The organism is Calidithermus chliarophilus DSM 9957 (assembly GCF_000430045.1).
GTDB lineage: Bacteria > Deinococcota > Deinococci > Deinococcales > Thermaceae > Calidithermus > Calidithermus chliarophilus.
This window is the reverse complement of record NZ_KE387023.1, coordinates 1,826,742-1,845,336: the sequence shown is the minus strand read 5'-3', so window position 1 is coordinate 1,845,336 and position 18,595 is coordinate 1,826,742. Positions and strand designations below refer to the sequence as shown.

Genomic DNA, 18,595 nt, shown 5'->3' with positions numbered 1-18,595 from the left:
CCCTTGACAAACCACTAGCCACACGCCACGAGCTGACGGCTTAGCGCTGATCACCCTCAGCGCTACAAATGCTGCCGCCACCACTCCAGGTAGGCCTCGAGGCGGGCTACCCGCCGGTCGGGGCGGCCGGAGCGGGAGAGTTCGTGGCCCTCCTCCGGAACTCGGAAGAAGCGCGTGGGGACGCCCCGGTGCAGCAGGGCGGTGTACCAGGTCTCGCCCTGGTCGATGGGGCAGCGGTGGTCCTGCTCGGAGTGGACCACCAGGGTGGGGGCCCTGACCTGGTGCACCAGGCTCAGCGGGCTCTTGGCCCACAGCACCTCGGGCCGGTCCCACACGCTGGCCCCGAGCTGGAGCTGCACGAAGCGCGGGCCGATGTCGGAAGCGCCGAAGAAGCTGGTCCAGTTGCAGATGCTGCGGTCGGTGACGGCGGCCTTGAAGCGCTCGGGCACGCGGGCGGTGAGCCAGTTGGTCATGTAGCCGCCGTAGCTGCCCCCGGCCACGCCCACGCGCGCGCGGTCGAGCTGGGGGAAGCGCTCGAGCACGGCGTCGAGGAAGCCCAGCAGGTCGGCTTGGTCGATCTCGCCCCACTGGTAGCCCAGGTCGGCGAAGGCCTCGCCGTAGCTGCTCGAGCCGCGCGGGTTGCAGTAGGCCACGGCGAAGCCTGCCTCGCGGAAGAGGTGGTGCGCCAGCATGGGGGCGCTGCCGAAGGCGGTGTGGGGGCCGCCGTGGATGTAGAGGATCAGCGGGTGGGGGCCCTCCCCCTCCGGCAGCAGCACCCAGCCCGGCACCGTGTGGCCCTCGGGGGCGCGGTAGGCCACCGGCGCGGGCTCAGGGAAGGTCAGCGGCACCTCGGCGTTGGGGTCGAAGAGGGTCTCGCCGGGGCGACCCAGGCGGGCAGGCTGGGTGGCGGTCTCGGTGAGGACGTAGAGGTCGCGGCCGCACAGGGCGAAGGCCAGCACGCTCTCCCCGATGCCGTGTACCTTGCTGACCTCGCCCTCGAGCGAAACCTTGCGCAGGCGGGCGTGGCCCTCCTTGGTCTCGACGACGTACACCAGCCCGTCGGGGCCGAACTTGGGGGTCTGGGCGTAGGTGCCGTAGCGGCAGTCGGAGTTGATGGTGTTGGTGAAGTTGCCCTGGGCCAGCACCCTGGGCTCACCCCCGAAGGGCCGGTAGGTCAGGCGGGCGTCGGTGGCGGAGCCCCGCTCGTAGGCGTGGGCGAGGTAGACCAGGCCCGAACCGTCGGGGGCGGGCTCGAGGCCGCTGACCGGCCCCTCCCCGCCGAAGAGCTCGCGCACGCGGCCCTGGAGGTCGAGCGCGTAGACCCGCTGCTTGCCCTCCAGGCGCTCCTGCAGGCTGCCGTAGGAGACGAAGTAGAGCTGCTGGCCGTCGGGGCTCCAGGCCATCTCGGTGACTTCCAGCGTGGGCTGGTGCAGTTGGCGTAGCTGCCCCTGTTCCCACAGCCACACCGCCGCCGGGGTGTCTTGCAGCAAGCCCCGCTGCTCGAACTTGAAGGGCCACGACGCGAAGCTCTGGGGCTGGTCGGGCTTGGGGGGCTCGCGGTCGCCCGGGCTCAAGAGGGCGATCCTCGAGCCGTCCGGGCTCACCTTGTAGCTGTTCGCTCCCCCCTTGAAGCGGGTGAGCTGCTCGGGCTCTCCCCCGCCCACCGGCATCCGGAAGAGCTGGTTGGCCTTGTCCACCTTGCGGGTGAAGTAGTAGTACTCCCCCCTCCACTGGGGGTTGCGGGCCTCGCCCTGGGTCAGCAGCCTGAGCCCGCCGTCCCACAGCGCCAGCCGCGGACGGTACTTGGGCGGCTCCTTATCGCCCTCCGGACGCTCGATGTCGGTGAGGACGAACAGCGGCTTGTTGCCGGGGCCTTCGGTGAGGTTGGAAATGAAGCGCAGTCGGTAGAGGATTTCGGGTTGCACGCTATCAATCTAAGGCAAGGTGTCGTGTGGTGTACGCCGATGGCCTGGCGCGGGTCTTACGTCTTACGTCGTACGCAATACGCCTAACGTCGAACGCCCAACGCCGAACGCGAGATGCGAGACGCAAAACGCCTTGTTCCCCCCTTGGCAAGGGAGGCCAGGGGGATAAACCCACCCCGCGCGCGGGGTGGGGTTCCCTTTTCACTACAAGCCACAAGCCTTTCGCTGACGGCCGATAGCTGACCGCTGACGGCTTAAATCACCCTCACTTCGGCAGCGTCACCGTGTACGTCAGGGTCCGGCTGGCGCCGGGGGCCAGGGTGAACCTGGCGCGGTAGCCTTCGGGGGTGCGCTCGGCGCCGGTGATCTCGAGCGTGAAGGGCTGGGGGAAGAATTCGGCCATCTCCACCTCGAGGCTGTACTTCTTGGGGTTCTTGACGGTGGTGGTCACGCGGAAGCGGTTCTGGGCCAGCACCTCGACCTTGCGGGCGGCCTTGCCCTCGGGGTCGGGGCCGAGGGTGAGCGCCGCGGGGGCGCCTTTGGGGGTTTCCGGCAGGAAGGCCTGCCCGACGAAGACCCCCTGGTCGCGGATGCTCACCAACCCGCCCGCCAGGTTCTCGGGGGCGGCGAAGCGGTAGCCGCGCTCAAAGCTGATCTCGCTGGCGCTGGTGAAGCCCGACTGCCAGCGCCAGGTGTAGGTGGGCTGCACCTTGGCCTGCAGGAAGGGCAGTTCGGTCTGACCGGGCGGGAGGGTGAGGGCCCCGGGCAGCCGGTAGCGGTAGGTGCCCCCGGCCTCGCCCATGAACTCAGCCCCGGCCTTGTCCATCGCAGGCGCCCGCGACTCCAGCGCCTGCGGGGCGGGGACGGGCTGGTCGAAGCCGCCCTCGAGCACCGGCACGCTCCCGGCGACGAGCTCGACCTGCTTGAACTCCATCGGCTGGCCGAGGTTGTTCTCCAGGGCGGCCCAGCCGGTCAGGTCCACGCCCTCGAGGGTGTAGTACAGCTTCCAGCCCAGCCCCCGGCTGAGGTAGCTGAGGCTGGCCGCGCCGCCGCCCTGGTAGCGGAAGGTGACGCGGGCCGCGGGGCCCGGGCGCAGCCCGCTGGGGTCGGGGTAGGCGATGAGGCCGGGCAGGGCGGTGAGGTAGCGGCCCTCGAACTCGAAGATGGGCCGGTCGGGGTCGACGACGGTGGCCTCGCGCCACTGCCCCTCCCAGTAGAACTGCACCTTCTTGCCCCTGTACGCGGCCAGGGGGCTGCTCGGGGGCAGCACCTGCACCAGGCGCGAGATTTCCTCCACGCCGCTGAGCTCGAGCGTCCCCGCGATCAGGCTCTGCACCACCGCCTGCGAGGGCTCCCAGGTCCAGGCGCCCACAGGCAGTGTCACGGGCTGGCGCACCTCGGCGAAACCGCGGTAGATGGTGGCTTCCTGTGCGAGAGAGATCCCCAAAGAGAGCGCGAGCGCGGCCAACAGGTGCTGTCTCATGAGCCAAGTAAAACACCCCAGCAGTAAGGCCCGATGAGAAAGGTTCCGGGCTTCGGCTAAAAAACGCAGGGGCAGGCTCTGGGCCTGCCCCTACAGGGTCTCGCGCTCGGCTATGAGCTAGCGGCTATCGGTCGTCGCGCCCCTCACAGGATGTCGTCGCGGATGCAGGCCTTGAAGTGGCCGGGGGCCACCTCGCGCAGCTCGGGCACCGTCTCGGCGCACTCCTTGATGGCGTAGCGGCAGCGGGTGCGGAACACGCAGCCCGAGGGGGGGTTGATGGGGCTGGGGATGTCGCCCTGCAGCACGATGCGCTCGCGCTTGAGGGTGGGGTCGGGCATGGGGATGGCCGACAGCAGCGCCTCGGTGTAGGGGTGCTTGGGCGAGCGGTAGAGGTTTTTGGAGGTGGTGAGCTCCATGATCTTGCCCAGGTACATCACCGCGATGCGGTCGGAGATGTACTCCACCACCGCCAGGTCGTGGGCGATGAAGAGCACCGTGAGGCCCAGTTGCTCCTTGAGGTCTTGCAGGAGGTTGACCACCTGGGCCTGGATCGACACGTCGAGCGCCGACACCGGCTCGTCGGCCACGATGAACTCCGGGCGAACCGCCAGGGCGCGGGCGATGCCGATGCGCTGGCGCTGCCCGCCGGAGAACTCGTGCGGGTAGCGGCGGATGTGGTCGGGGTTGAGGCCCACGAGTTGCAGGAGCTCGGCCACCCGCTCGGTGCGGGCCTGGGCGGAGCCCTCGAGGTTGTGGATCACCAGCGGCTCGGCGATGATGTCGCCCACCGTCATGCGCGGGTTCAAGGAGGCGAAGGGGTCCTGGAAGATGATCTGCATCTTCCGGCGGTAGGTGCGCAGCTCCGACTTGGGGATGCGGGTGATGTCGTTGCCGGCGAACTTGATGCTGCCGTCGGTAGGCTCGATCAGGCGCAGGATGGTGCGGCCGACGGTGGTCTTGCCCGAGCCCGACTCGCCCACCAGGCCCAGCACCTCGCCCTTGCGCACGTTGAAGCTCACGTCGTTGACGGCCTTGACGTTGGCCACCACGCGGCTCAGGATGCCGCCGCGGATGGGGAACCACTTCTTGAGGTTCTTGACCTCGACCAGGTTCTCGGTCGCGGCGGCTTTGGGGGTCGGAACGCTCACGCGGTCACCCCCTGTTCAGCCTGGATCTCGGCCCAGCGCACGCAGCGCACCATGTGGCCGCCGCCGGTGTCTTGCAACAGCGGGATGTCGGTGTCGCAGCGGCCCGCCTGGAAGTACTTGCAGCGGGGGTGGAAGGCGCAGCCCGAGGGCAGGCGCAGGGGGTTGGGCACGTTGCCGGGGATGGCCTCGAGGCGCTGCTGGTGCTCGGCGGCGAGGTCGAGGCGGGGCACCGAGTTCAGCAGGCCCATGGTGTAGGGGTGCTTGGGGCGCTTGAAGGTGGGGGTGACGTCGGCCTCCTCCACCGCCCGCCCGGCGTACATCACCACCACCCGGTCGGCCATCTCGGCCACCACGCCCAGGTTGTGGGTGATGAAGAGGATGCTCATGCCGATCTCTTCCTGAAGCTTGTACATCAGCTCGAGGATCTGCGCCTGGATGGTCACGTCGAGCGCGGTGGTGGGCTCGTCGGCGATGAGGAGCGAGGGGTTGCAGGAGAGCGCCATGGCGATCATGACGCGCTGGCGCATGCCCCCCGACATCTGGTGGGGGTAGTTCGACAGCCGCTTGCGGGGCTCGGGGATGCCCACGAGGTCGAGCATCTCGGCGGAGAGCTCGAGGGCTTCCTTCTTGCTCTTGCCCTGGTGCAGCACGATGGCCTCGGCGATCTGGTCGCCCACGGTGTAGACGGGGTTGAGCGAGGTCATGGGCTCCTGGAAGATCATGGCGATGTCGTTGCCGCGGATCTTGCGCATGGAGGCCTCGTCCTGCTTGGCGAGGTCCTTGACCTGCCCGTCCTTGCCGCGGAAGAGGATCTCCCCGCCCACGATGCGCCCCGGGGGGTTGGGGATCAGGCGCATGATCGCTAGGCTGGTCACGCTCTTGCCCGAGCCCGACTCGCCCACCACGGCCAGGGTTTCTCCCTTGTCGATGTGAAAAGAAACACCGTCTACGGCCTTAACCACGCCGTCATCGGTGAAGAAGTGAACCTTCAGGTCCTTGACCTCGAGCAGTCGCTTATCGTCCATCCGAACTCCTTGGGTGTATCTTCAGCATTCTACCGCATAAACTCTGCATAGGTTATACGCCATGGCGGGCGAAAAATAAAGCTTTGGGCCCATAGCTAAGGCTTTTTCCAATCATAATCCGCCCGCCCGGCAGCCGAGCACCCCTCCACCTTCGGGCAGAGGGGTACCCGTGCGGCGCTAACGCTTGGCCCTGGGGTCGAGCGCGTCCCGCAGGCCGTCGCCCATGAAGTTGAAGCACAGGATGGCGGCGAAGATGAACAGCCCCGGGATCAGCATCCACGGCCGGTCCACGAAGGCGGTGATGCCCTGGGCCTGGGCCTTGTTGAGCAGCAGCCCCCACGAAGAGGCCGGGTCCTGGATCCCCAGGCCGATGAACGAAAGCCCCGACTCGGCCAGGATGAACCCGGGGATCGCCAGCGTCACGTTGACGATCAGGAAGGTGAAGGTGCCGGGCAGGATGTGCCGGGTGATCACCCGCCCGTCGGAGGCGCCCATGGCCTGGGCCGCCTGGGCGTACTCCATCTCCCGCAGTTGGAGGATCTGGCCGCGCATCACCCGCGCCAGGCCGCCCCAGTTGACGAAGGAGAGGATGCAGATGACCAGGTAGAAGCGCATCGCGGGGGGGATGCCCTGCGGGATCAGCACCGAGAGGGTGATGAGCAGGAAGAGGTCGGGGATGGCCGCCAGCACCTCGGTGGCGCGCATGATGACGGTGTCGAGGTCGATCTTGATGACCGGGAACAGGATGGCGTAGCCGATGGCCAGAAGCAGCCCGATCCCCACCACCCCGAAGACGACGGCCTCGAGGCCCCGGCTCGTCGCCAGGAACCCGCTGACCGTGACCCAGATCAGCCAGGCCAGGCCGCCCCACAGCGCCAGCCAGCCCAGGGTCTTGAGCAGGTTGGGCAGCGGGCTGCTGGAGAGGAACTTGCGGTACGCCGGGTTGAACAGCCCCACGCTCAGGGTGAGGGGTTTGCCGGCGAAGAACCCCGACAGGCTGCCCATGAACACGCCGATGAGCAGGGCCAGCGCGGTGGCGAAGATGCCCACCGTGAGGCTGACGCGCGCCCCGTACCAGATGCGGCCCCACAGGTCGCGGCCGAAGTCGTCGGAACCCCACAGGAAGAGGTAGGCCTGCTCGTTCTGCAGCCAGTCCCCGCCCATCAGGCGCAGGTTAGCGGGGATGAAGCCCAGGAACTTGTAGGGCTCCCCCTGCACGAAGAAGTTGATCACGTACTTCTCGGAGCAGTTCTGCACGAACTCGAGCTTGAAGGTCTCGAGGTTGCGCTTGCGCTCGACGGCGCAGATGTACGGGCGGGTCAGGCGCCCGTTGTCGTCGCGCCAGTGGATGACGGTCGGCGGCGAGAAGGTCAGGTCGCGGAAACTCTTGGTCTCCGGGTAGGGGGCTAAGAAGTCGGCGAATAAGGCGCCGAGGTAGAGCACCAGCAGCACCCCGCCGCCCAGACGGGCCAGGGGGTGACGGCGGAAGCGGATCCAGGCCTCCTGGAAGAAGCTCCGGCTTTCCACTGCTCCTTGCGGCTTGGCTTCGATCTTGCGAGTCATAACCGCCTCTAGTTGTAGCGAATCCTGGGGTCGACCCAGGCCAGGAGCAGGTCGGAGATCAGGTTGCCGATGATCAGCAGGAAGGTGCTGATGGTGATGAGCCCCATGATCACGTAGATGTCGATGGCCGACACCGCCTGCAAGAAGGCGGGCGTGATGCCCGGCCAGGCCATGACCACCTCGACGAGCCCGGCCCCGGCGATCAGCCCCGGCAGCAGCCCGCCGATCCCCGCGACGATGGGGATCACCGCGTTGCGCAGGGCGTGTTTGTAGATCACCATGCGCTCAGCGACCCCCTTGGCCCGCGCGGTGCGCACGAAGTCCTGCGAGAGCACCTCGAGCATCTGCCCGCGCATGATCCGCACCAGCCCCGCCATACCGGAGGTCGAGAGCACGATGACCGGGAGGATGGAGTGCCACAGCACGTCGAGGGTGCGTTGCCACCACGGGGCCTCCAGGTAGGGCACCCCGCCGATCTCCTGGGAGGTCATCCCCCCGATCGGGAGAATGGGCCTGCCCACGTTGTCGTTCACCCAGATGGCGAAGTAGAGCATGATGAGACCGAAGAAGAAATTGGGAACGGCCAGTCCGAAGAAAGCCAGGAAAGTCAGGGTGCGGTCCCCCAGGGAGTACTTGCGCACGGCAGAGTACACCCCGATGGGGATGGCGACCGCGAAGATCAGCAGCGTCGAAAGCACCACCAGCACCATCGAGTTGAGGATGGGCTGCCGGATCACGCTCCAGACGTCGCTGCGGTAGTCCAGCGAAATCCCCAGGTAGCCGTGGAACAGCACGCCGCTGAGCCACTTGGCGTACTGCACGGGGACCGGCTGGTCGAGGCCGAACTGCTGCCTCAGCCGCTCGATCTGCTCACGCTCGACCGTGGGGTCCAGTTCGAAACGGGTGATCGCGTCCCCAGGGGCGATCTGAATGATCACGAAGGCCAGGATCGTAGCCCCTACAAAGGTCGGTATGAGCTGCAAGAAACGACGGGCGATATAGTTCCACATGGTTCTAGGGTTTGGGGGGCGGCATATGCCGCCCCCCTATGCCCAAGGAGGGTTACTCCTTGGTAAAGACCGTCTCGATGTAGGGGAACTGGCCCACGATGGAGTTGAGCTGCGCCTTGGGGAACAGGCCGCCCAACCGGGCGTTGCGGGCAGGGTTGTACGCCGGGGCTACGGTGTAGATGAAGGGCAGGTTCTCGGCCACGACCTTCTGGAACTGCACGTAGATCTCGCGGCGCTTGGCCGGGTCGAGGGTGGTCGCGCCCTGGGTCATCAGCTTGTCGATGAGCACCTCGAAGGACTCGACCTGCTTGGGAGCCTGGCCGCCGACGCCCAGGTTCCAGGCGTGCAGCGAGCCGTTGAGCTGCCAGGTGTTGCGGCTGAAGGCGGGCTCGATGCTGCCGGTCAGGCCGATGAGGATGGCGTCGAAGTCGCGGGTGCCGTCGGCGGCGGGCTGGGTGAGCTGGCGCACGAGCTCGTTGAAGTCGACGGGACGGTAGTTGACCTTGACGCCGGCCTTCTTGGCGTCCTCGGCGAAGATCTGGGCGATCTTCTCGCGGGTGTTGTTGCCCTGGTTGGTGACGAAGTTGAACTCGAGCACCTTACCCGAGGCATCCACCAGGAAGCCCTGGGCGTTCTTCTTGCGGAAGCCGAGCTCGGCCAGCAGGGCGGCAGCCTTCTGGGGGCTGAACTCGTACTTGATCACGTCGTCGGTGAAGAACTGCTTGACCGGGATGGAAATGGGGCTCCACATGGGCTGGCCCAGGCCGCCCAGGGCCACTTCGATCATGGACTTCTTGTCCACCAGGTGGGCCATGGCGCGGCGGAACTTCACCGAGCGGAACAGCTTGGCCTTGTTGGGGTCTTTGTTGTTCCAGTTGAAGACGATGAACTCGGTGCCGGTGGTCACGTCGGCGTTGGGGAACACCTCGCCCTTCAGGCCGCCCGAGCGAACGCGCTCGAGGATCTGGGCCACCTGGTCGGCGTTGGAGGCGTTGTAGGCGTCGGTCTCGCCCGCGAGGAACTTAGCCAGCGAGGCATTGAGGTCGGGCACGGTGATGAAGGTGTAGCGCTCGAGGTAGGCGACGGCGTTGTTCTTGTCGTCCACGCCCCAGTAGTTGGGGTTGCGCTTGAGCACCACGCGCTCGCCCTTGGCGTAGGACTCCAGCATGAAGGGGCCGCCCGAGACGATGCGGTTCACCGGGGTCTCGAGGGTCCACAGCTCGGCGATCTTGCCGGCCTTGTAGGCCTCGCCGAAGATGTGCTCGGGCGCGATGTACCACCCCTGGATCAGCGCCGGGGCGTAGGGCTTGGGGAAGTCGGCGCGCACGGTGTACTGGTCGACCTTGGTCCACTTCACCGGCTGGCCGTCGATGACGAAGGAGCTGCGGGAGTTGGAGTTGACCTTGGGGTCGGCGTGGGCGGTGGCGCTGAAGATCACGTCGTCGGCGTCGATGGTCTGCCCGTCCGACCACTTCGCGCCCTGGCGCAGCTTGAAGATCACGGAGAGGCCGTTGTTGCGAAGCTCCCACGACTGGGCGAGCAGCCCCTCAGGCTTCAGGCCGTAGGGGTCGTAGCCCGTGAGGGTCGGCAGGAAGAGCGCGATGACGTTGGTGGAGGAAGTCTCGCGGGCCACGAAGGGGTTGAAGGTGCGGGGGTCGGAGATGGCGGAGATGCGGTAGTTACCGCCCGCCTTGCCCGCTTCCACCCCCTTGAACACCTTGGGCTGGGCCACGGCCAGCCCTGCCAAAGCCAGCATGCTTAGAGCCAGGATTTTCTTCATCTGAGCCTCCAGAACGACAATCCAAATAGCCCGAGCACCTGTAGCTCACATCTCTGAGTAAGGCACTAGGGATTGGACTTGGTTCAACGCTATAGATCGGACCCTTATATGTCAAGACACGGCGGTGACAAGCTCAGTGGGCAGGATGAGCGTTTTATCCACCGAACGGTGGAGGATTAAGCCTTAATGGCTCCCCGCCAATGGCCGGTCGGCGTACATAACCGGCCATCCTGGTTAAGCAGACGTGTCTATGGAATTTTAGGGTATTTTCCAGAAAACGACGCGCTCACGCGGCTATGGCTCGCCGTCCTCCGCCGCTGCGGCGGTGCCAGGCCCGGCCGGGCGGGGTTGTGGGTGCGGCTTCGCTGGGGCGATCCAGCCTCGCCGGAGGGTTTCGCGGCCCCTGCCCGAGATGCTGGAAAAGCGCCGGGCGGGGTGCCATGCCGCCCCCGCCCGGCGCCAGTTCCGGTCAGATCCGCCAGATGCCCAGGATGAGCGCGCTCACCACGAAGACCACGCCCAGGACCACGGTCAGGCGGTAGAGGCCGCCGGTGACGCCCCGGGCGCTGAAGAGGTCACTGCTGCCGCCCAGCAGGTCGCCGGCCCCGCCGCTCTTGGGCTCTTGGTTGAGCACCAGGTAGACCAGAAAGGCGGCTATCAGGACGTAGCCGATCACGAACAGGGTGTGCAGGATTTCCACAGCTTCCTCCGTATTTCCAGGGTCAGGCCCTCAGCCCCCGGTCTGACCCGCCCAGCAAGCACAGATGCTTATTCTGGTGCCGGGAGGGGGACTCGAACCCCCATGGCTGTTAACCGCTCGATTTTGAGTCGAGTGCGTCTACCGATTCCGCCATCCCGGCATTGTGGCCGGGGCCTACCGGCCCGGCGACTTCAAATCATACGCATTCTCGGCCCCGTTCGCAAGCCGAAAGCCAGCAGAAGCGCGCCCAGGGCCACGACCCAGTCCCCCAAGCGCACGTACGGCGTCTGCCCCTCGCGCAGCGCGTAAGGGGCGAGCATGACCCCCTCGACGTGCTGCTTCATTCGGTTGACCACCCGGCCCCAGGGGTCGACCGAGGCGGTCACGCCGTCGTTGCCCACGCGCAGCAGCCAGCGCCCGGTCTCCACGGCCCGCATGCGGCCCATCTGGAAGTGCTGCTCGGCGCCGAAGCTGGGGCCGAACCAGGCGTCGTTGGTGCCCAGCACCAGCACCTGGGCGCCCTGGCGCACCAGGTCGCGGGTGACGGCGGGGAAGACCGACTCGTAGCAGATGTAGGCGCCGTAGCGCTCGAGCGCCACCGGCCGCCCGCCCGGCTCGCGGTCGCCGAAGCTGCTGCCGGGCCCGAAGAAGGCCTCGAAGAAGAAGGTGTAGACCCCGCTCAGCGCCCTGCGCCAGGGGTAGGTCTCGCCGAAGGGCGTGAGGCGGGTCTTGACGTGGGTCGCCAGCACCTCCCCCTCCCGCCACAGCCGCGTCTCGTTGGAGGGGCCGTTGCTGAAGCCCGTGACCAGTTCCCTCGAGCCCATGACCCCCTCGAGCTCCTCCGGGAAACGGTACACGGCGGTCTCGGGCCACACCACCAGCCGGGCTTGGGGGTGCTCGGCGAGGCCGTCGCGGGTCAGGCGCAGGTAGAGCTCGTCGTCGGGCAGGCCCATGCGCTTGCGCAGGGGGTCCACGTTGCCCTGCACCAGGAGCGCCTGGTGCTGCGGGGCCTCGGAGGGTAGGGGCATGACCCAGAAAAAGGCCCAGGCCGCCAGCGCCCAGTACTGCTTGCGCGCGACGGCCCAGGCCATCAGGAGCACGATCAGGGTGAGCAGGAACACCCCGCCCAGCGTCGCCAGCACCCGCCCCGGCGCGTCGATCATGCTGTAGCCCAAGAAGCCCCAGGGGAACTTGACCTCGGTGAGGGTGGTCCAGTAGTCCAGCAGCAGCCAGCCGCCGACGCGGGCCAGCGGCCGCCGTACGGTAAGGCCGAACAGCAGCCCCCACAGCGCCGCCTTAGCCAGGATCAAAGGGATGAAGGGCACCGCGCCCCAGGGCCCGAAGTTGAGGGTGAAGCTCTGCGGGAGCCAGATCAGGTGCAGCGCCCAGAAGCCCAGGCCCGCCAGAAAGCCCACCCGGAAACCGCCCTGGAACAGGAAGTAGGCCAGGGGCAGGGGGGCCAGGAAGCCCAGGGGAAAGGGAGGGAGGGTGAAGGCCAGGACCAGCCCAGCCACGACAAAACGCACGGTTCGAAGTATACCGGCCCTTCCCGATGAGTTACGTGGCATTAACCGGCTGCCACGGCCCCGTTAATGACCGTGCCTAAAGCGGCGATCCGTGAAAGAATGGTCCTCGATGCGTCTGGCAATCCTCGCCGAGATACACGCCAACTTGCCCGCGCTCGAGGCCGCCCTGCAGGCCGCCCGCCACGAAAGCGTGGACCAGGTCTGGGCAGTGGGCGATCTGGTGGGCTATGGGCCCCACCCCCGTCAGGTTTTGCGGCGCCTGGACAAGGAGGGCATCCCCTGCGTGCCGGGTGCCGCCGACCTCAAGGTGGCCTTCGCCATGATGGGCCTGCAGCGCGAAGGCGTGGCCGACTCGATCCTGGCCTGGACCAGCGAACAGCTCAGCAAGCGCGAGCTCCAATTCCTGCGCGGCCTGCGCCCCCGTCAGCGCATCGAGCTCATCGGCGGCCGTCTCACCGCGCTGCACGGCCTCCCCGACGACCCCGAGGCCAAACTGGACACCGAGGCCAACGTCCGCGAGATCCAGGAGATGTTCACCAAGCTCCGCACCCGCTGGGGCGTGTTCGCCGGCCGGCACATCCCCTTCTACCGCCGCGTGGGCGACGGGCTGCTCATCGACCCCGGCTCGGTGGGCCTGACCCTGGGCGGCGAACCGGGCGCCGACGTGCTGATCCTGGAGGAAGACCTCGAGGGCAAGCTCAACATCCGCTTCCTCAAAGTGCCCTACGACTTCGGCCAGGTCATCTTCGACCTCACCGCCTGGGAACTGCCCCCCATCGTGGCGGAGGTGATCCGGCTGGGGCGGTATCCGGGATGAGGGTAGTTAGCCGTCAGCCATCAGCCGTTAGCTTTCAGCCATCGGCGGGAGGCTAGTGGCCCATGGTTGACCCCACCCCGTCCCTGCCCGCCGGCGTCGAGGGCCGGGGGCCAAGGCGTCTTGCGTCTTGCGTTTGGCTTTTTGCGTACGCCGTAGGACGTACGACCCGCGTTTTGCGTTTGGCGTTTTGCGTCTTGCGTTTGGCGTTTGGCGTTTGGCGTTTTGCGTTTTGCGTTTGGCTATCAGCTATCGGCCATCAGCTATCGGCACCTTTTCCAACGCCTCCTGCACGTAGCGAGCCACCTCCGGGTCGGGGTCGCCCAACGCGGCTTCGGCTTCCCCTGCCTTCCCCAGGCGCACCAGGCCTGCCGCGGCCGTGGCCCGCACTGCCGGGTTTATGTCCTGCAAGGCGCGGCGGAAGTAGGGCAGGTGGGCGTCGTCGCCGGTGTTGGAGAGGACGATCAGGGCGTTGCGGGCGAGGGCGGTGCGGCCGGGGCGGGTGAAGACGGTGCCCTCGAAGCGGCGGGCGAAGGCGCGTCCGGAGAGGGTGAGGAAGGCCCAAAGGTCGGGGTGGGCCAGCTCGGGGTCGGGCGTGAAGCCCTGCCAGAAGGCGGCGGCCTTGCGGTTCCAGGGGCACACCTCCTGGCAGACGTCGCAGCCGAGCAGCCAGTCGCCGATGCCGGGCCACAAGTCCTGGGGGATGAGGCCGCGGTGCTCGATGGTCCAGTAGCTGATGCAGCGGCGGGCGTCGAGGGTGCCGTCGCCGGGGAGGGCCTGGGTGGGGCAGGCGGTGAAGCAGCGGGCGCAGCGGCCGCAGCGGTTGGGGTGAAGCGGCAAAGGGGCGGCCTCGAGGCCGGTGAGCAGCACGGCCAGGGTGAGGTAGCTGCCCTCCCCCATTCGCATCCACATGCCGTTCTTGCCGATCCAGCCCAGCCCGCCTAGCGCGGCGTAGCTGCGCTCGGACAGCGGCCCGTGGTCCACGTACCCCTTGGCCTGCACCCCCGCCCGCCGGGCCAGCTCCTCCAGGGCGGCCAGGTGGGGCTCGAGCAGGCCGTGGTAGTCGCGCACCCAGGCGTAGCGGGCCACCCGGCCCGCCCGCAAGCCACCCGCGGGCACGCCGGGGTCGGGGTAGGCGTGGGGCGCGGCCAGCACCAGCACGCTGCGGACCCAGGGGAAGTGGCGCGCGGGCTCGAGCCGCTCCTCCAGCCGCTGCTCGAGGTAGCCCATCCCGGCGTGGGCTCCTTGCCCGACCCAGTCGCGGTAGCGCTGCCGGACGGGTTGGGGCAGCTCGAGGGGGGCCCAGGCGGTCAGGAAGCCCTGCTCCCGCGCGTAGCCCTCCAGGACCTCCCGGCCATCCACCCCGATATAATCCCACGCATGGAGACGGTACGCATTGCCCTTTTGGGTGCCGGGACCGTGGGCTCTTCCCTGGTGGAGCTGCTCGAGGCCCACCGGGCGCGGCTCGAGGCCTTCGGCTACCGCGCCGAGCTGGTCTCGGTGCTGGTGCGCGACGCGGGCAAGCCCCGGCCCGGCATCCCCGGCCACCTCCTCACCACCGACCCCGGCGCCCTGGCCGAGGCCGACGTGCTGGTCGAGGTGATGGGGGGCACCGAGCTGGCCGGGGACCTGGTGCTGCGGGCGCTCGAGGCCGACACCCCGGTGATCACAGCCAACAAGGCCCTGCTGGCCGAGCGCTGGGGCGAACTGAGGGGCTACGCCGAGGACGGGCTGCTGTACTACGAGGCCAGCGTGATGGCCGGCACCCCGGTGATCGGGGCACTGCAAAGCCTGTGGGGCAACCGCCTGCTCGAGCTGCACGCCATCCTCAACGGCACCTGCAACTACATCCTGAACCGGCTCGAGGCGGGCGTCCCCTACGCCCAGGCCCTCAAGGAGGCCCAGGACAAGGGCTACGCCGAGGCCGACCCCACCCTCGACGTGGGCGGCTTCGACGCGGCCCACAAGCTCACGGTGCTCTCGAGGCTCACCGTGGACCCCGGCCTCGCCTGGGAAGGCGTACGGGCCAACACCCGCGGCATCGAAACGCTCACCCCCGAACTGCTTGGCGAGGCCCACGCCGGCGGCCAGGTGATCCGGCTCGTCGGCAGCCTCTTCCCCCAGGACGGGCGCTGGGTGGGCAAGGTGCGCCCGGTGCGCCTGCCCGCCAGCCACCCCCTGGCCCTGATGGGCAGCGCCCGCAACGCGCTGGTCTGCCGCACCCAGGAGGTGGGCGAGCTGGTGTTCTCCGGCGCGGGGGCGGGCGGCCACGTCACCGCCAGCGCGGTGCTGGGCGACCTCTACCGCCTGGTCGCGGGCCAGCCCGGCCACCTGCCCATCCCGGCCCCGCTCCCCGTCCCCGAGGTTCAGGTCGAGGCGCTGGAAGAAGTTTGAGCCGCTCAGGAGCACGATGATTCAGTACTACAGCACCCGCGACCCCCACCGAGCCCCGCTGAGCTTCGAGGACGCCCTGCTCAAGGGCCTGGCCCCGGACGGCGGGCTCTACGTGCCCGACAGGGTTCCGACCGTTGACTCCGCCAACTGGCTGAGCGCGCGCTCCCTCCCCGAGCTCGCCGTCAGCGTCCTGCGCCACTGGCTCGAGCCCGAGATCCCGCTGGCCGAGCTCGAGGCCATCCTGCACGACGCCCTCGACTTCCCCTGCCCCCTGGTGCGCCTGGGCGACGACCTGTTCGTGCTCGAGCTCTTCCACGGACCCACCCGCTCCTTCAAGGACTTCGGGGCCCGCACCATGGCCCGCCTGATGCAGCACTTCCTGCGCCGGCGCGGCGAGCGCCGCGTGATCCTGGTCGCCACCTCCGGCGACACCGGCAGCGCCGTGGCCGACGGCTTCGCCGGCCAGGACAACATCGAGGTGGTGCTGCTCTACCCGCTGGGCAAGGTCAGCGACGTGCAGGAGCGCCAGCTCATCGTGCGGCGGCCCGGGGTGCGGGCGCTGGCGGTGCGGGGCAGCTTCGACGACTGCCAGCGCATGGTCAAGGAGGCCTTCGTAGACCCCGAACTGGCCCACCTGCCCCTCAGCAGCGCCAACTCCATCAACATCGGGCGGCTGCTGCCGCAGGCGCTGTACTACCTCTGGGCCGCTCAGCAGCTCGCCGCCGAGCACGGCCTGAGCCCACAGCGCCTGAACTTCTGCGTCCCCAGCGGCAACCTGGGCAACCTCACCGGCGGGGTTTTTGCCGCTCTGATGGGCCAGCCCGTGCAGCGCTTCCTCGCCGCCCACAACGCCAACCACTTCTTCCCCGACTTCCTGGCGGGCAAGGCCGAGGCCTACGGGTTCCACCCCACCATCGCCACCGTCTCCAACGCCATGGACGTGGGCTCGCCCAGCAACTTCGAGCGCCTGCTGCACCTGCTCGGCCCCGAGCGCATGCGGGCGTGGTTCTGGGGCACCACCGTCTCGGACGAGGCGACCCTCGAGCGCATGCGCGAGACCCACCGGGCCTACGGCTACCTGGCCTGCCCCCACACCTCGGTGGGCCTCGAGGCCCAGGCCCGCTACCGCGCCGAGACCGGCGACCGCACCCCCCTCGTCACCCTGGCCTGCGCCCACCCCGCCAAGTTCCCCGAGGCCGTGTCCAGCGCCCTGGGCATCCCGGCGCCCAAGGACGGGGCGCTCGAGGCCCTCTGGCAGCGGGAGACCCAGGTGACCACCGTCGAGCCCTCGTTGCAAGCGCTCAGGCAGGTGCTGCTGGGTTGAGATGCGGAATGCTGAACGCCGATAGCCGGGCGCCGGGCGTGGGTCGTACGTCCTGCGTCGTACGCCAAACGCCAAACGCAAGACGCCTTGGCCCTCGACCTTGATGCCGACGGGAAGGGGTTCCTACGAGCCACGAGCCACCCGTTCCCCACACCCCCTTCACCCGGATCGCGTAGACTACGGGGCATGGAGTCGAAGGAGAGAGTTAACAAAGAACCCTTTCCCGGGGCCTATCTCGTGGGCCTCGTGATCACGCTGGGGCTGCTGATCGGCGTGGTGCTGGTGGGCAGCACCCTCTCCCCGGCTGCTTCGGGCTTTCTGGTGGCGCTGGGGCTGGGCCTCACGGTCAACCCCAAGTACGCGACGTGGTTCCTGGCCGCCGGGGTGTTCTGCGCGCTGATGGGCTTCGCGGGGAGCGAGCCCCAGATCGCGTGGGGCGGGGTCGCGCTGGTGATCTCGCAAGTGGTGGTCAAGCTGTTCATCAAGTCGTAAGGCCTATGTCGCCCCACCGCTTCGCGCAAGCCCTCTCCCTGCTGGGCGTGGCGGCCTTCGCCGTGGGCTACCTGCTGCGCTCCAGCCCCCCGCTCGTCGGGCTGGGGCTGGGCGTGATGCTGGGCGCGGCCATCCTGCAGTACCCGCAGGGGCAGCGGCCCTTCGTGCTGCCGCTGTACGCCTGGGTGGGCGGGGTGCTCGCCTTCACCCAGCTCTTCGTGGGGCATTTCCTGGGCTACGCGGGCGGGCTGGCGCTGGGGCTGGCCCTGCCCTACCTGCTCTACCTGAGGCAAAGGAGCGTGCCGTGAAGACCGCACTGGTGCACCTGGCGACCCGTGAAACCCCCGAGGCCACCCTCGAGGCCGCTTTGGGCTGGCTCGAGCAGGCCCACGCCCAAGGTGCCGAGCTGGCCCTGCTGCCCGAGCTGTTTTCCTCCGGCTACCGCTACCCGGACGCCGCCCAGACCCCGGAGGTGCTGGCCCGGCTCCAGGACTTCGCCCGCGACAGCGGGATGACCGTAGCCTGCGGGGTGCTCGAGGCCGCCGGCGAGCGCCACGCCAACCGCCTGCGGGTGCTGGCGCCCGAGGGCGAGCGCGCGGTCTACACCAAGCTGCACCTGATCCCCGCCTTCGACGAGCCCCGCACCATGGTCCCAGGCGAAAGGCCGGTGGCGCTCGAGCTCGGCGGCTTCACCGCCGGGCTGAGCATCTGCTTCGACCTGCGCTTCCCCGAGCTGTACCGGGGCTACGCCGTGCAGGGCGCCGACCTCTTCCTGGTGCCCTCGGCCTGGCCCGCCGAGCGGGCGGCGGCCTGGGAGCTGCTGGCCCGCGCGCGGGCCGCTGAGAACCAGGCCTACCTGCTGGCCGTCAACCATGCCGAGCCCCCCTTCGGGGCCCCCAGCCTGGCGGTGGGCCCGCTGGGCGAGGTGCTGGGGCGGCTCGAGGCCGAGGGCTTGCTGGTGGTCGAGCTCGACCCTGCCCTGCCCAAGCGCCTGCGCCAGCAGTTCCCGGTGCTATCCGAGCGCCGCCGCGACCTCTACGGCGACCTCTTCGCCCAGCCCGTGAGCAAGTAGGCCGCCGCGCCCAGCAGCATCCCCTCGGCCATGTTGGGGAGGTAGGTCCAGTAGGTGCCGAGCTCGAGGCGCAGGTAGATCAGCAGGGGCCAGGGCGCCAGGGCCCAGGCCAGCCCGTACTGCCCCCACCCCGCGGCCAGCACGAAGGCCACCCCCAGCCCGTGGTGGTAGCTCACCCAGCCCGAACCGAAGGAGGTCTGGTAGATGAACCACAGCAGGTTGAGCCAGACCCCGGCCACGCCCCAACCAAGCCGCGTGAAGCGCGCCGCGGCGAATCCCAGACCCCCCAGCGCCAATGCCACGAAGAAATCCTCGACCGCGATCATGCCGAACCGAGCC

17 protein-coding genes and 1 tRNA gene are annotated in these 18,595 nt (G+C 68.5%); 6 read left to right on the top strand and 12 right to left on the bottom strand.

Features of this window, described 5'->3' with window-relative positions:
* Nucleotides 1-62: 62 nt before the first annotated feature.
* The 10 genes from MEICH_RS0109035 to lnt all read right to left on the bottom strand — a co-directional run bounded on the left by MEICH_RS0109035 (nucleotide 63) and on the right by lnt (nucleotide 12,160).
* Entirely contained in the window at nucleotides 63-1,925 is a 1,863-nt protein-coding gene (locus MEICH_RS0109035; protein ID WP_027892343.1) for a S9 family peptidase, read from the bottom strand.
* A gap of 265 nt (nucleotides 1,926-2,190) precedes the next feature.
* Nucleotides 2,191-3,408 (bottom strand): DUF4139 domain-containing protein, encoded by a 1,218-nt coding sequence (locus MEICH_RS0109030; RefSeq protein WP_027892342.1) that lies wholly within the window; start codon nucleotides 3,406-3,408, stop codon nucleotides 2,191-2,193.
* A gap of 143 nt (nucleotides 3,409-3,551) precedes the next feature.
* Nucleotides 3,552-4,556, bottom strand: a complete 1,005-nt coding sequence (locus tag MEICH_RS0109025) for an ABC transporter ATP-binding protein (RefSeq protein ID WP_051304063.1) — start codon at nucleotides 4,554-4,556, stop codon at nucleotides 3,552-3,554.
* Nucleotides 4,553-5,581 carry an ABC transporter ATP-binding protein gene (locus MEICH_RS0109020; protein WP_027892340.1) on the bottom strand — a complete coding sequence of 343 codons (1,029 nt, stop codon included), beginning with the start codon at nucleotides 5,579-5,581 and terminating at the stop codon, nucleotides 4,553-4,555. Before MEICH_RS0109020 ends, MEICH_RS0109025 begins: the two co-directional genes overlap by 4 nt.
* Nucleotides 5,582-5,758: 177 nt before the next feature.
* Entirely contained in the window at nucleotides 5,759-7,144 is a 1,386-nt protein-coding gene (locus tag MEICH_RS0109015; protein ID WP_027892339.1) for an ABC transporter permease, read from the bottom strand.
* A gap of 8 nt (nucleotides 7,145-7,152) precedes the next feature.
* Complete coding sequence (locus MEICH_RS0109010; protein WP_027892338.1) at nucleotides 7,153-8,154, bottom strand: ABC transporter permease; 1,002 nt, start codon at nucleotides 8,152-8,154, stop codon at nucleotides 7,153-7,155.
* A gap of 52 nt (nucleotides 8,155-8,206) precedes the next feature.
* On the bottom strand, nucleotides 8,207-9,934 hold the full coding sequence (locus MEICH_RS0109005; RefSeq protein WP_027892337.1) for an ABC transporter substrate-binding protein: 1,728 nt from the start codon (nucleotides 9,932-9,934) through the stop codon (nucleotides 8,207-8,209).
* Nucleotides 9,935-10,403: 469 nt separating this feature from the next.
* A complete protein-coding gene (gene secG, locus MEICH_RS0109000; protein WP_027892336.1) occupies nucleotides 10,404-10,634 on the bottom strand; it encodes a preprotein translocase subunit SecG in 231 nt (76 codons plus the stop codon).
* Nucleotides 10,635-10,708: 74 nt separating this feature from the next.
* A tRNA-Leu gene (locus tag MEICH_RS0108995) sits at nucleotides 10,709-10,794 on the bottom strand.
* 31 nt (nucleotides 10,795-10,825) lie between these two features.
* Complete coding sequence (gene lnt / locus MEICH_RS0108990) at nucleotides 10,826-12,160, bottom strand: apolipoprotein N-acyltransferase (RefSeq protein WP_036218472.1); 1,335 nt, start codon at nucleotides 12,158-12,160, stop codon at nucleotides 10,826-10,828.
* 109 nt (nucleotides 12,161-12,269) lie between these two features.
* Between lnt and MEICH_RS0108985 the strand changes: the two genes are divergently transcribed.
* Entirely contained in the window at nucleotides 12,270-12,977 is a 708-nt protein-coding gene (locus MEICH_RS0108985; RefSeq protein ID WP_027892334.1) for a metallophosphoesterase family protein, read from the top strand.
* A 246-nt stretch (nucleotides 12,978-13,223) separates the two neighbouring features.
* Here the strand turns inward: MEICH_RS0108985 and queG are convergent, their stop codons facing one another.
* Nucleotides 13,224-14,336 carry a tRNA epoxyqueuosine(34) reductase QueG gene (queG, locus tag MEICH_RS24355; protein WP_036218471.1) on the bottom strand — a complete coding sequence of 371 codons (1,113 nt, stop codon included), beginning with the start codon at nucleotides 14,334-14,336 and terminating at the stop codon, nucleotides 13,224-13,226.
* Nucleotides 14,337-14,354: 18 nt separating this feature from the next.
* On the opposite strand from queG, the gene MEICH_RS0108975 reads away from it, so the two are divergent.
* From MEICH_RS0108975 to MEICH_RS0108955, 5 genes are all read left to right on the top strand, one after another.
* Nucleotides 14,355-15,368 (top strand): homoserine dehydrogenase, encoded by a 1,014-nt coding sequence (locus MEICH_RS0108975; RefSeq protein ID WP_027892333.1) that lies wholly within the window; start codon nucleotides 14,355-14,357, stop codon nucleotides 15,366-15,368.
* Between the two features lie 16 nt (nucleotides 15,369-15,384).
* Nucleotides 15,385-16,692 carry a threonine synthase gene (thrC, locus tag MEICH_RS0108970; RefSeq protein WP_027892332.1) on the top strand — a complete coding sequence of 436 codons (1,308 nt, stop codon included), beginning with the start codon at nucleotides 15,385-15,387 and terminating at the stop codon, nucleotides 16,690-16,692.
* Between the two features lie 186 nt (nucleotides 16,693-16,878).
* Nucleotides 16,879-17,184, top strand: coding sequence for a hypothetical protein (locus MEICH_RS0108965; protein ID WP_027892331.1), 306 nt, complete (start codon nucleotides 16,879-16,881; stop codon nucleotides 17,182-17,184).
* 5 nt (nucleotides 17,185-17,189) lie between these two features.
* Entirely contained in the window at nucleotides 17,190-17,492 is a 303-nt protein-coding gene (locus tag MEICH_RS0108960; RefSeq protein ID WP_027892330.1) for a hypothetical protein, read from the top strand.
* Nucleotides 17,489-18,256 carry a nitrilase-related carbon-nitrogen hydrolase gene (locus MEICH_RS0108955; RefSeq protein WP_027892329.1) on the top strand — a complete coding sequence of 256 codons (768 nt, stop codon included), beginning with the start codon at nucleotides 17,489-17,491 and terminating at the stop codon, nucleotides 18,254-18,256. Before MEICH_RS0108960 ends, MEICH_RS0108955 begins: the two co-directional genes overlap by 4 nt.
* Here MEICH_RS0108955 and MEICH_RS0108950 read toward each other — a convergent pair.
* A complete protein-coding gene (locus MEICH_RS0108950) occupies nucleotides 18,220-18,582 on the bottom strand; it encodes a hypothetical protein (protein WP_027892328.1) in 363 nt (120 codons plus the stop codon). The genes MEICH_RS0108955 and MEICH_RS0108950 overlap by 37 nt on opposite strands.
* Nucleotides 18,583-18,595 lie beyond the last annotated feature (13 nt).